Annotated in this window: 10 protein-coding genes; 8 read left to right on the plus strand and 2 right to left on the minus strand. The window is 50.9% G+C overall.

The features are described from left to right. Positions 1–31: 31 nt before the first annotated feature. The 3 genes from Q0460_RS08450 (at position 32) to Q0460_RS08460 (ending at position 4977) form a co-directional block, all read left to right on the plus strand. Complete coding sequence (locus tag Q0460_RS08450) at positions 32–2038, plus strand: bifunctional alpha/beta hydrolase/class I SAM-dependent methyltransferase (RefSeq protein WP_299086332.1); 2007 nt, start codon at positions 32–34, stop codon at positions 2036–2038. A 1018-nt stretch (positions 2039–3056) separates the two neighbouring features. Beyond that, a complete protein-coding gene (locus Q0460_RS08455) occupies positions 3057–4349 on the plus strand; it encodes a dual specificity protein phosphatase family protein (RefSeq protein WP_299086333.1) in 1293 nt (430 codons plus the stop codon). Positions 4350–4524: 175 nt separating this feature from the next. Beyond that, the gene (locus Q0460_RS08460; RefSeq protein WP_299086334.1) at positions 4525–4977 is read left to right on the plus strand and encodes a hypothetical protein; all 453 of its coding nucleotides are present in this window, start codon (positions 4525–4527) and stop codon (positions 4975–4977) included. A gap of 314 nt (positions 4978–5291) precedes the next feature. Here Q0460_RS08460 and Q0460_RS08465 read toward each other — a convergent pair whose 3' ends face one another. Together Q0460_RS08465 and Q0460_RS08470 are read right to left on the minus strand one after the other, a co-directional pair. Continuing rightward, positions 5292–6083, minus strand: a complete 792-nt coding sequence (locus Q0460_RS08465; RefSeq protein ID WP_299086335.1) for a UDP-N-acetylmuramate dehydrogenase — start codon at positions 6081–6083, stop codon at positions 5292–5294. 573 nt (positions 6084–6656) lie between these two features. Beyond that, the gene (locus Q0460_RS08470; protein ID WP_299086336.1) at positions 6657–7553 is read right to left on the minus strand and encodes a menaquinone biosynthesis family protein; all 897 of its coding nucleotides are present in this window, start codon (positions 7551–7553) and stop codon (positions 6657–6659) included. A gap of 281 nt (positions 7554–7834) precedes the next feature. Here Q0460_RS08470 and recA point away from each other — a divergent pair, with 281 nt between their 5' ends. The 5 genes from recA to Q0460_RS08495 are packed head-to-tail and all read left to right on the plus strand — an operon-like array spanning position 7835 to position 12726. Then, positions 7835–8878, plus strand: coding sequence for a recombinase RecA (gene recA / locus Q0460_RS08475; protein ID WP_299086337.1), 1044 nt, complete (start codon positions 7835–7837; stop codon positions 8876–8878). After that, positions 8878–10128 (plus strand): phosphopyruvate hydratase, encoded by a 1251-nt coding sequence (gene eno, locus Q0460_RS08480; protein WP_299086383.1) that lies wholly within the window; start codon positions 8878–8880, stop codon positions 10126–10128. Before recA ends, eno begins: the two co-directional genes overlap by 1 nt. A gap of 1 nt (position 10129) precedes the next feature. Next, the gene (locus tag Q0460_RS08485; RefSeq protein WP_299086338.1) at positions 10130–10915 is read left to right on the plus strand and encodes a hypothetical protein; all 786 of its coding nucleotides are present in this window, start codon (positions 10130–10132) and stop codon (positions 10913–10915) included. Continuing rightward, positions 10912–12087 carry a hypothetical protein gene (locus Q0460_RS08490; RefSeq protein WP_299086339.1) on the plus strand — a complete coding sequence of 392 codons (1176 nt, stop codon included), beginning with the start codon at positions 10912–10914 and terminating at the stop codon, positions 12085–12087. The genes Q0460_RS08485 and Q0460_RS08490 overlap by 4 nt, the downstream gene beginning before the upstream one ends. Before the next feature lie 9 nt (positions 12088–12096). Then, positions 12097–12726, plus strand: coding sequence for an NAD(P)H-dependent oxidoreductase (locus tag Q0460_RS08495; RefSeq protein WP_298027679.1), 630 nt, complete (start codon positions 12097–12099; stop codon positions 12724–12726). The last annotated feature ends 93 nt before the right edge of the window (positions 12727–12819 follow it).

Below are 12819 nucleotides of genomic sequence, written 5' to 3' on the forward strand. Positions count from 1 at the left end.
AATCGATAAATTTAAGTAAGAAAGGCGAAAAATGGATTTTAAAGAGAGCTATTTTATAACAAGCGATGGGGCGAGGATATTTTACAGATACCGTTTGGCTGCGGACGTAGCGTGCGAAAACCCGGGCGCAGGCGAAGTAAATTTGAGCGAGGACGGCAAATTTGACGGGTCAAATTTAAGCACCGAGGTCGCAAACGAAACGTCAAATTTGACCGACGAGCAAACAGGCGGCACAGACGAAAATGCGGAGCTAAATTTAAGCGGCGAAGGTAAACCCGGCGAGCAAAATTTACTAAACGGCGGCGAAAACTCGGACTCAAATTTAAACGAGAAAGAGCCGGCTGAAAACGCCGAGCAAAATCTCAAATTTAAAGCCGCGCCAAACGCCAAAGCCGTAGCGATTTTTCACCGCGGGCACGAGCACTCGGGTAGGACGACGCACGTAGCGGACGAGCTAGCGGACGAGAGTTTGAGCTATTTTGCGTGGGATCAGCGCGGACACGGCAGGAGCGACGGCGAGCGGGGCGACGCGCCGAGTGTCGGCCGCCTCATCGCCGACGTGGACGAGTTTGTGGCACATATCGAGCAGAGATTCGGCTTTGAGACGCAAAATCTAGCCGTGATAGCCCAGAGCGTGGGCGCCGTGCTGGTCTCGGCGTGGCTGCACGACTACGCTGTGCGCGTTCGCTGCGCGGTGCTAGCTAGTCCTGCGTTTAGCGTGAAGCTTTACGTGCCGTTTGCTAGAGCGGGCCTAAAGGCGCTCTACTGCGCCCGCGGAAATTTTTTCGTAAACAGCTACGTCAAGGCTCACTATCTCACTCACGACAAGGATCGCCAGGCCAGCTACGACGCCGATGTGCTCATCACTCGCGCGATCTCGGTGCGCATACTGCTGGGGCTTTACGAAGCGGCGCAGCGCGTGGTTTCTGACGCTGCAGCTATCACGACGCCTACGCTGCTGCTGATCTCGGGCGATGACTGGGTCGTGGAGCACGCACCGCAGCACGAGTTTTACAACGCTCTTGGCGCGCGCGTAAAAAGGCGCGAGGTTTTAGAGGGATTTTACCACGATACGCTGGGCGAGAGCGAGCGGGAGAGGGCGTTTGAGATCGTGCGCGAGTTCGTCGGCGAGAGGTTTAGAGCGCCTTTTAGCGAGGTGGAGTGCACGCATGCGGACGAATACGGCTTTAGCCGCGAGGAGGCCGATAGGCTAGCTACGCCGCTACCGAGATTTAGCCCGAAAAATTTGCGGTTTAAATTTCAGCGGATATTTATGCAGGCGGTTTCGCCGTGGGTCGGCGGGCTCAAGATCGGCGAAAATACCGGCTACGATAGCGGCAGTACGCTTGATTACGTTTACCGAAACGAGCCGCAAGGGGCGAATAAATTTTTTAAATTTATCGACGAAATTTACCTAAACGCCATCGGCTGGCGCGGTATCAGAGAGCGCAAACGAAATATCAAGCTAGCCATCGATCAAGCCGTAGCAAAGCTACAGGAGCGAGGCGAGCCGCTACGACTGCTCGACATCGCCTCGGGACACGGCAGATACATACTAGACGCCGCGCAGGGGCATAAATTTGAGCGCATAACGCTGCGCGACTACAGCGACATAAACGTAAAAGCCGGTAGCGAAATGATAAAGGAGCGCGGGCTAGAGGACGTCGCGAGCTTTACGCAGTCAAACGCCTTTGACGCCGCTAGCTACGAGGGTCTACAGGGTACATATACGCTAGGCGTCGTGTCGGGGCTGTTTGAGCTCTTCCCGGATAACTCGGTCGTGTGCACCGCGCTACAGGGCTTTTCAAGCAGCGTAAGAAGCGGCGGCTACCTCATCTACACCAATCAGCCGTGGCATCCGCAGCTTGAGATGATCGCGCGCGCTCTATCTAGCCACAGGCAGGGCGCTGCGTGGATCATGCGCCGCCGCAGCCAGGCCGAGATGGATCAGCTTGTAGCAAATGCGGGATTTAAAAAGGTGAAAGAGTGGATAGATGGGGATGGGATATTTAGCGTGAGTTTGGCCGTTAAAATTTAGCCTTTTGCGTGGCTTGCCTCGCGAGCGCTTTTGAGAGAGATTTAAAATTTTAAGTCTGCGGCAGACTATTTGTTTAGCCTTGACTTAAAATTTCTGCACAACTCTCAAAATCATCTCACGATATTGCGCCTTATCGTTTTACGCTCAAATTTGGGGTCAAATTTGCGAATTTTACCCACCGAGATCCGCACCTTGAAAATGTAAATTCGTTACACTCAAATTTAACTAAAACCCGCGACGCTTTGCCTGTAAGGCAAAGCAGTGTCGCCACCTCTCACGTGCAGTGGGGTAGGTGGGGGTTTGGGGGCGGAAGGGGCGACGCTTCGTAAGTAGAAACCCCTTCCGCCACCCAAGAAAAAGAGAAAGGCGGATACAAAAGGGAGCTCTTTTGCTTCGGCTTTGCCTCGCCTTGTGCTTAGCTGCACTTCGTTTGCTACTGCTAGGACGCACTCTCTTTGAGAGCTGCTAGCAGAGTGCATTTTAAGCCCCCCCCTTTACAATAAAGTAAAAAACAACCTCAAACGGTTGTTTTTTACGAAAAGAATCTAACTAAATTTGACTAATTTAAATTTAGTATCTTAAATATACAGGTCTGGGTGAGTAAAATTTACAAATTTCGGCTTCAAATTTGAGTCGCCGAGACCCGCATCTCAAAAATGTTAAACTAAAAAACGTGCGGCGCGGTAGCGCCAAATTTAAACCTGCACGCAGTGCAGCAACCTCTCACGTCGTAGGGGTTGGGGATCGTTAAGGAGGAAGGGAGCTCTTTTGCTTCGGCTTTGCCTCGCAACTGCTAGCAGAGCGTAATTCAAGCCCCTTCCCCCTTAACAAGAAAGAGTAAATTTAATGTGCAATACTAAATTTAACCAAACCAAATTTAACATTTTAAAGATTCAGGTCTCGGTGAGTAAATTTTACGCTTTTACGCCTTTTACGTCAAGCGAGCGATCTCGGAAGCGATTAATCCGCTAAAGCGCAAATTCTCTAAAATTTGATAGAATTAGCAAAAAAGGCAAAAATGAAAACAAAACCGTTTTTATCGCAGCTGGCCGCGCAGATAATCGCGACGCTGTTTTTTATCGCTTTTCCTCTGCAAATGTCGTGGGAGAAGCCCGCAGTTTCGGGCCTTAGCGGCTTTTTGTTCTCAAGCCTGGCCGCTTTTGACCTCCCGTTTAATCAAGCCCCGTCGCTGCACATCATACTTTGCGTCGTGGTGGGCGCTTTTTACCTTCGCAAGGCGCGCGCGGTTTGGCTTAAGGCGGCGCTTGTCACGTGGTTTGCGCTCATCGGCCTTAGCGTACTGACCACGTATCAGCACCATTTTATCGACATTCCTACGGGGCTGGCCGCGGGATGCCTCGTGCTACTGATTCGCCCGCTAGAGGGCGCGCCGCTTAGATTTGTCATGGCTAGGGAGGCCGCGCGCTACAAATGGGCGGCGCTATATCTGGGGCTTGCGTTTTTGACGCTTTTTGCGGCGATTTTGGGAGCTAAAATTTGGGGCGCGTGGATGCTGTGGCTATCGTGGGCGAGCCTTAGTTTCGCGCTGGTTGCTTGCGGTTACGCGTTTTTGGGCGCGGGAGTTTTTGCTAAAAACGGGCAAGGCCGTCACGCTTTCGCGGCCAAAGCTTTACTTTTCCCGTATTTTTGCGTCGCGCGGTTAAATGCGCTTTTTTGGCTGCGCGGACGCCGGCTTTCAGACGAGATTTTGCCAGGGCTCTATCTAGGCTCGGTTAAGGAGGCGGGCAAATTTGACGCGGTGCTAGATCTCGCGGCCGAGTTTGAGCGGCCTGGCGGCGCGCAAATTTACGCGAGCCTGCCTATGCTAGACATGATAACGCCGAGTGCGGACGAGCTAAAACGTGGCGCGGCCGAGCTTAAGCGGCTCGTAAAAAGGGTTCTTTGCGGCGGCGAAAATTTGCAGCAAAGGATGGAACTGGGATCAAATTTTAGCGCCGAGGCAAACGGTTGCGCGCACGGGCGAGATTTTAAATTTAATGAGCAAGCGGACTCACGGGTAAATTTACAAACGCGCGGCTCGGCAAACGAAAACAAAAACGCCGAGGCGGAGCAAACTCTCGCGGACTCAAACGAACGAGCCGCCGAGATAAACAGTAAAAAGGTGCTGGTCTGCTGCGCGCTGGGCTACGGCAGGAGCTCGTCGGTGCTGCTTGCTTGGCTGGTGATTTACGCGGGACTGGGCTTTGACGAGGCGCTAAATTTACTAAAATCTCGCCGCGAAAAGATCGCGGTCGCTAGCTCGCTGCGCAAGCTGATAGAGCAGATAGCCGTCCGCACCAGCGAAATTTGAAAGCGAAGTAAAGAAGCGGCAAATTTAAGCGCGAAATAGGCGCAGGCTAAATTTGATCAAGTCCGGTTTGAGGGATCAAATTTAAAAAATCTGCTGGCTAAAAACAAGCGGCATTGCAAAATTCTCGGTGAAAACAAACGGGAATTTAACCAAACGCCCAAAATGAGGAGAGAAAATGACGAATGCGGAGCAAAACGAAAAATCGGTGCAAGGCGGGGAGCGCGAATACCGCCAAAGTACGGACAATAGAGCCTTGGCGCTGGTTACGGCTAGGTTTTTAGCAACGCATAGGCTGTTTTTCTTGTTAAATTTGCTTCAGTTTGCCGTCTGTTTTACGATTTTTACTCATTTTGCCGTGATTATGGGCTTTTTGGCGGCTTTTGCGGCTCTGCTTTATCTGCACGTTAGGCTGCATTTTGATGCGCTTGTCTTTAGAGATTTTGCGGAGGGGAGGCTTGATTGCGGCAAATTTGACGCGGCGCTTGCGGAGCTAAATTTAGTTAGCAAGTCGCCTAAAATCCGAGATATGAAAAGTCGCTGCGCGGGAGCTTTGCGGCTATATAAACTAACGGCCGCGCTTACTCTCATTGCCATCGTCGCGGCTTTGGCGGGTTACTATCTGAGCTAAATTTGCTTGCCCACTTAGACGGTTACGGAACGCCGATTTAGACGGCTGCGTCGGTTTGGCGCGCAAAATTCAACAACTGTTTTTCACGGCGAGATAAACGGGATAAAATTGATTGCTTTTGCGGGCTATTTTTGTAGCGACTATTTTAAGCGATGAAACGGCAGTTAGTATCATCGGCGCACTGTATTCGAGCGATTTTAAATTTGACGATTTCATCGGTATTTTAAAATTTCAAAGCATAAAAAAATCCAGTGCAAAAAGACGAAATAGACAATCGAGCAAGTTTAGTCGGGGCAAAATATACGAATTTCCTTTTATAGCACCACGACCTCGGTTTCCAGTTTAATACCAAATTCCTCAAAAACGCGGCTTTGCGCTAAATTTATGAGTGCAATCACGTCTTCAAAGCTCGCGCTGCCGAAATTTATGATGAAATTGGCATGTTGCTCGCTAAATTTCGCCCCGCCGATCGCGTGGCCTTTAAGCCCTGCCGCTTCGATCAGCCTGCCCGCGGCGTCATTCGGCGGATTTTTAAAGCAGCTTCCAAAGCTTGCCCCCTTTGGCTGGTTGGCGCGTTTGGTGGCGAAATCCGCGGCGAGCGAGACGTCAAAGCCGCGCGAAATTTTAAACTCGGCGCCCAAAATCGGCTCCTCGATCCCGCTTCTTCGGTAGCCGAAGCTTATCTGCTCGCGCTCCACCCAGCCGCGAGCCAGGCGCACGGCAAGCAGGCTATCGCTAATGCTCGCGCCGGCGAGCCCTGCGTTCATATTGATTAGCCCGCCGAGCTGGCCCGGGATGTTTCGCAAAAACTCAAAGCCGCCGATGTTTTGTTTTTTGGCGAAATTATAAATTTTGCCTGATTTCGTCGCAGCCCCGATGCTAAGGATATCGCCGCTTAAGCTTATGCGATCGAACTCCTCGCTTAGCATCGCAAGGTGTGGCGGCGCGGGCGAGATGAGCAGATTATTGCCGCCGCCGATGATCGCGCGCTCGCGGATACTCTCAAACTCCGCAAAATCGGCCTCGTCCTTTAAAATTTGCACCGCAAAGCTCCCGCCTATACGCACGGAGGTGTATTTGCTAAAATCTATCTGCTTTGTTTTCAAAATTTTGCCTTTTAAATTTCATTTCTAAATTTCGCGCTTGCCGCTCCCCCGTATCGTTTTAAAATTTAGCGATACCGCCGCACCATAGTGCAAAAGACGAACGCTATTTCAAAATTTAGCTCGCTTTCGATACGTTTTCAGCGGCGCGCTACGTCACACGCGCAGCTCGCACCCTGCGGCATAAAATACATCCGTGCAATGTACCTCCGCGTATAAAATTTCATCGCCGCGTAGCCGTAAATTTGAGGCGAAATATCGCGCGGCGAAAAATAACGCCACAGCAGGCGGTCGATTGGCGCAGCTTGGCGGCGATCCGCGGCAAGTTTGACGTTAAATTTGCGCGCAAATTTAAATCCACGTCGCCCTCTACGGCTAAATTTCAAAAGCGGATTACCGCACGTCAAAAACGAGATAAAATTCTACCGCGCGCCTGCCTTTACGCCGAAGTAAAATTTTCGCCGAGGCGCAAACCCCTTAATGCCTAGAAATTTAGCCGAAACGAAGGGGCAGTGTTCCGAGCAAAATCAGCCGAAGCAAGGCTAAATTTCAGCTAAATTTTAACCTCGCCCGGCCCTACATTGGGTTTTGCCCGCCGCAGTCCGCAAAGCGGATCTCGTTATATTCGCGCGGGATAAAATTCTCCTGCGCGCTAAGCGGCGCAGGGTAAAAACCGCGCTCGTAACCAAGCTCAAACAGCCTATCCACCGCCCTTATCTGCGCATGCGAAAGCTCGATCGAGGCCTCGTTGGCATAAAGGCTCAGATATTTTTCGAGCTTTGCATCGTCCACGCGGATGAGATTTCGCTCCATCAGCATGTGCGACAAAAACGGCTTATGCGCGGTGGCGATGCGTACGCCCTCCGTTAGCACGCGCTCGCACTCGATGGCGTCCGTTATCGGCAGGCTGCGGCGAACCGCCATGCCTCCCAGCGGCAGCGGTAAATTTTCGCCCGCTAGCTCGCTCCAGATATCCCAGATCTCGCGCTCCACGCAAAGCTCGTCCGAAAAGTCCAAAATGCTCTCGTGTATCAGCACGCCCGCGTCCACCTCGCCGCTTAAAACCGCACTCTCGATTTCTAGGAAATTTTTATAAACTATGCGCGCCTGCGGGTATGCCATGCGAAAAAGCAGGGCATTGGTCGTGTGTTTGCCGCTTAGCGCAACCTTGAAATTCTGCTTTAAAACCGCGCCCTTTTTCTTAACCAGCTTTGGCCCATAACCCTCGCCGAAGCTCACCGCCGTGCGCAAAAGCGCGTATTCGCCCGCTATCAGCGGATATAGCGCGAAGCTAATCGCCGTGGCCTCGTAAGTGCCCTTTAGCGCCTCGTCGTTTAGGCTCTGGATATCAAGCGCCGTTGCGCTAAATTTTAGATTTTTGGAGCTCACCCAACCAAAATCAATCGCCTTATACATAAAAATATCGTCGGCGTCGGGCGAATGGGCGACGTTTATATGCTTAAAAATCTTCAAATTTAATCCTTTTTGCTCCGCTTTAAATTTCGCGCGCGGCTAAATTGCGAAATTATAGTAAATTTTTGCTACAACCCTCATAAAAATGCGGAATTTATAAAGAAAAACGTGAAAAACAGAGTCTGTTTAAAAGGCTAAATTTAATGCTCTCCGCTCGCCCTGCAGAACTTTTTGCGCTCCTTAAAAATTTCAAATTCCGATGCCGCGCCGAATTTAGGCGAATAATCAAAAATTCATTTCAAATTTGGTAAAATCAAATGAATTTATTTTTAAGGAAAAACATGGACGAGGGAAAGAAAAAGACGCTGGATGCGGCGCTAAAATCGATCGACAAAGCTTTCGGCAAGGGCACGCTCGTACGACTAGGCGACAAGCAGGTCGAGCCGATAGACGCCATCTCTACGGGCTCTGTGGGGCTCGACATCGCGCTTGGCATCGGCGGCGTGCCGAAGGGGCGTATCATCGAGGTTTACGGGCCGGAGAGCTCGGGAAAGACGACGCTTACGCTTCACATCATCGCCGAGTGCCAAAAGGCGGGCGGAATTTGCGCATTCGTGGACGCCGAACACGCGCTGGACGTTAAATACGCTTCAAATTTAGGCGTCGATACCGACAATCTCTACGTCAGTCAGCCCGACTTCGGCGAGCAGGCGCTCGACATCGTAGAGACCCTAGCAAAAAGCGGCGCGATCGATCTTATCGTCGTAGATAGCGTCGCTGCGCTCACGCCGAAAAATGAGATCGAGGGCGATATGGGCGATCAACACGTGGGGCTTCAGGCGCGACTTATGAGCCAAGCGCTGCGCAAGCTCGCGGGCGTCGTGCACAAGATGAACACGACGGTAATCTTTATCAACCAAATCCGTATGAAGATCGGCACGATGGGCTACGGCACGCCAGAGACGACGACCGGCGGCAATGCGCTTAAATTTTACGCTTCGGTGCGCATCGACATACGTAAGATCGCTACTTTGAAACAAAACGAAGAGAGCATCGGCAACCGTGCCAAGGTCAAGGTCGTGAAAAACAAGGTGGCGCCTCCGTTTAAGATCGCGGAATTTGACATAATGTTCGGCAAGGGTATCAGCAAAGTGGGCGAGCTGATTGATTACGGCGTCAAGCTCGACATCGTCGATAAAAGCGGCGCGTGGTTCAGCTACGGCGATACAAAGCTGGGTCAAGGGCGCGAAAACGCTAAAGTATATCTTGAGAACAATCCCGCTGTCGCCGAAGAGATCACGGCAAAGATCCGCGAGCAGATGGGTAGCGTAAATTTCAGCGCAGACGCGGACGATGAAGAAAATTTACAAAGTGGAGATGAATGATGATTTATATCGAAGATGTTTATGCGATAGAAGTACTTGACAGCCGCGGCAATCCGACCGTGAAGGCGACCGTGGCTCTAAGCGACGGTACAATGGCAAGTGCGATAGTGCCAAGCGGTGCAAGCACGGGCAAACGAGAGGCGCTGGAGCTTCGCGACAAAGACAAAAGATACTGCGGCAAGGGCGTGCTAAAGGCGGTAGAAAACGTAAATTCGCAGATCGCCGAAGCCGTGATCGGACTGGATGCCTTCGATCAAAAGGCGCTTGACGATGAGATGAGGGAGCTTGACGGCACCGATAACTACTCAAATTTGGGCGCAAATGCGGTGCTTGGCGTATCTATGGCGGTAGCGCGCGCGGCTGCCAAAAGCCTTGACGTGCCTTTGTACCGCTACCTAGGTGGCGCAAACGCTAGCGTACTACCCGTGCCGATGTTTAATATCATCAACGGCGGCGCGCACGCGAACAACAGCGTAGATTTTCAAGAATTTATGATTATGCCGTTTGGATTTGATAAATTTAGCGACGCGCTGCGAGCAGCGAGCGAAATTTACCACACGCTAAAAGGCCTGCTAAACGCAGCCGGCCACAGCACGGCAGTGGGCGACGAGGGCGGATTTGCGCCGAATTTAAACGATAACGAAGAGCCGATCAAACTCATCATGCAAGCTATCGAAAAAGCAGGCTACAAAGCAGGCGAGCAGATCAAGCTAGCCCTTGACGTGGCTGCCAGCGAGCTGTACGAAAACGGCAAATATAAACTAGAAGGCAAGGAATTTAGCAGCGAAGAGCTGATCGAGCGATACGCGCAACTTTGCGAGAAGTATCCGATATTTTCGATCGAGGACGGCCTAAGCGAGGACGACTGGGCGGGCTGGGCGAAGCTAACTAGCAAACTTGGCGCTAAAGTACAGCTCGTGGGCGACGATCTATTTGTAACGAACGAGAAAATTTTACGCGAAGGCATCGCCAAAGGCGTAGGCAACGCGATCCTAATAAAACCAAATCAAATCGGCACCGTCAGCCAAACCATGCAGACGATCCGCCTAGCTCAGCGCAAAGGCTACCGCTGCGTGATGAGCCACAGAAGCGGCGAGAGCGAGGATAGCTTTATCGCGGACTTCGCCGTCGCGATGAATACGGGCCAAATCAAAACGGGCGCGACCGCCAGAAGCGAACGCAACGCCAAATACAACCGCCTGCTTGAGATCGAGCGCGAAACGGACGAGTTTTTGGGAAGCCGAATTTAAAATGTTTTTTAAAAAAAAGTCCAAGCGGGGCTTAAAAGGCGGCGCGCAGCGCCCCTATGCGGACGGAGCGGATTATACGGACACGCAAGGCAGATATTCAGACGCAGACTTTGACGAGGACGATTTTTTTGACGATGATGAATTTTATAGCGATGAAAATTTTAGCGGAGGTTTTAGCGCGGTAGGGGCTGGCTTCCGCAAAAATCGCAACGGAACCTCACACGGCGTAGACGAAACAGGCTCTGCCTCTGATGCTACAGGCGGCGGCTCTAATTTAAGCAGCAAAAGCTCTGCTGCAAGCGGAAACTACGAAGGCAGCGCGCAAACAGACGCGGGCTTTTACAGCACGGAATTTATTGGGGGCGGCGATTTAAAGAATGCAGAATTATACGCGAAAGAAAACTACTTCCCAAACGACGCGGGCTTTGCGGCACAAGACATAAATTCTGCCACGCAAGGTTTTTCTTTTATGCCGCAAAACGCAGATCCTGCCGCTAAAAAAGCTTCAAAGAAGCGTAAAAATTTAAAAGAACGGCTGAATTTTATCAATCCGTTTTCGCCGCTTAAACAGATTTTTGCAGCTCTTGCGCTGATCGTCTGCGTCGTTTTTGCGGGCATCTTCGTGGGTGACGTGCTGTTTGGCAAGCGATCGTTTGAAGTGCTACGCCAGCTGCAAAAAGAAAAGGCGTTTTTATTCACCGACGTTGAGCGGCTAAAAGAGGAAAACGCCGAACTGCAAAAGCTTTATTTAGAGCGTCGCTCGCTCGATCCGGACCTTAAAAAATGAGAAAAATTTCTTTACTAATTTTAGGTCTTTGCGCTTTTTTAAACGCTGAGAATTTAAATGACGCAAATTCAAACGCTACGAAACTCAGCATCGCCGCGGTAAAAGAGCAAAATTCTACCGATTTGGCGATTAAAGAGCCAAAAACAGGTGCGCAAAGCCCAAACGCTAAAAAGCAAGCTGTAATGAAACCTGAAACATCTAAAAGCCCTACCGCAGCAATGCAAAAAAGCGCCGCAGAAGCAAATTCTAGCGTCAAAGCAAGCGTCGCCAAAAAAGCCGTGAGCGCGCAGCTCTCGCAGACCGAAAAAAAAGCTCCTGCGGCCAAAGCGGGCATCGGTGCTCCTTCGCAGGTCATAAAAACGGAACGAAACTCTTCTGCGCAGCCTTCAGCTGCGACGCTTCCGCCTCCTGATGAGTTACCGATTGCGCCGGAAGTAAGCGAGTTGAATTCTACAATGGTGCAAAATTTTAAGGCGGCACAGAATTCTACAGCGCAAAACTCCACTGCGCAACAAAACGCGCAATCTGCTCCACAAAATTCCAATCCGGCGCAAAGCTCCGCCGCCACGCCACAAAATATTCCCGCGCCTAAAAATTTCACGCAGCAAACCTTTGCGCTTCCCTCCGACGCTCTTACGATCGAAAGCTTAATTGTGCGATATAGGGACGACGACGGGGTCTTACACGAAAAGATCGTTGATATCAATCGCTCGATTGATTGGCACGATGATTTCGTGCTAAGCGCGAGCGCCAAACCTGCGCTACATAGGGCGCTAGATGTCTCGGTTACTTCGACTGATCCAAATTTACAAAAGCAGGTCTCGCAAAGTGGTATCACACCTAGCTTCGCGCCGCGCCTGGAGCTGCCGTTAGAGACGCTTAAATTTGACGACGGATTAAAATTTGTCATTCGCAAAAACAGCGTGCAGCTCATCACCGCAGACGATTTCAAAAGCTCCGACGCAAATGCTTCGGGTGCACTTGAAGCGGAGTTTTGGCGCCAAGAGATCCCGCTTAGCGGCGCGAGCTTTGCTGTAAATATCGGCGGCTTTAGCGACATCAATGTCACCAAAGAGGACGGCTACTACCGCATCGGCGTGCGCTCGCATGAGGGCAACCTTAGCATCAGACGCAAAGATGGCGGGTATTTGATCTACAAAAATTCTAATTAAGGAGAGGCTATGACGCATTTAGAGATTATGAAATTTCGCCACGCGTGCAAAATTTTTGACGAGAACAAAAAGATCGGTAAAGCCGATTTTGACGCTATTTTGCAGGCAGGCATCCTAGCACCTAGTTCTACGGGGCTAGAGCAATGGGACTTTTTGGTTGTGCAAAACAAGGCGCTGCGCGAGCAGATCCGCGAAAAATCGTGGAATCAGCCGCAGATCACCTCTTGCTCACATCTGGTCGTGATTTTAGCAAAGATCAAGGACATAAAGCTAGGAAGTGATTATATCGAGCGAATGATTACACGCAGAAAAGACGAAGCGCCCAAATATATCGGCGACAGGCATAAATTTTATCAAGATTTTTTAAGCGGTTATTTTCACAACGACGATGAGGAGCTATTTAATTGGTCGCACGCGCAGTGCATGTTCGCAGCACTTGCGATGATGAACGAGGCTGCAAGCCGCGGCATCGACAGCTGCCCTATGGAGGGCTTTGATCGCGCAGCACTCGGAGAGATTTTGAATCTAAAATGGAATGAGCGCCGCGTGGCGCTGCTCGTGCCTTTCGGCTACCGCGTAAATCCGCAGCCGCAAAAGATCCGCCGCAGCATGGATGACGTAGTAAAGTGGATCGAATAAGCTAGCAAGCGCTTTTGAAGCGCTAAGCTTGAGGCGCAATAAATTCCAAACCGAGTGCGAAAGTGCGGTACGCGCATTTTTTAGAAATTTACC

The sequence above is a fragment of the uncultured Campylobacter sp. genome (assembly GCF_937980635.1).
GTDB lineage: Bacteria > Campylobacterota > Campylobacteria > Campylobacterales > Campylobacteraceae > Campylobacter_B.

Coding starts and splice junctions, on each gene's coding strand:
- Q0460_RS08450 (WP_299086332.1), top strand. CDS start 32: ATGGATTTTAAAGAGAGCTATTTTATAACAAGCGATGGGGCGAGGATA.
- Q0460_RS08455 (WP_299086333.1), top strand. CDS start 3,057: ATGAAAACAAAACCGTTTTTATCGCAGCTGGCCGCGCAGATAATCGCG.
- Q0460_RS08460 (WP_299086334.1), top strand. CDS start 4,525: ATGACGAATGCGGAGCAAAACGAAAAATCGGTGCAAGGCGGGGAGCGC.
- recA (WP_299086337.1), top strand. CDS start 7,835: ATGGACGAGGGAAAGAAAAAGACGCTGGATGCGGCGCTAAAATCGATC.
- eno (WP_299086383.1), top strand. CDS start 8,878: ATGATTTATATCGAAGATGTTTATGCGATAGAAGTACTTGACAGCCGC.
- Q0460_RS08485 (WP_299086338.1), top strand. CDS start 10,130: ATGTTTTTTAAAAAAAAGTCCAAGCGGGGCTTAAAAGGCGGCGCGCAG.
- Q0460_RS08490 (WP_299086339.1), top strand. CDS start 10,912: ATGAGAAAAATTTCTTTACTAATTTTAGGTCTTTGCGCTTTTTTAAAC.
- Q0460_RS08495 (WP_298027679.1), top strand. CDS start 12,097: ATGACGCATTTAGAGATTATGAAATTTCGCCACGCGTGCAAAATTTTT.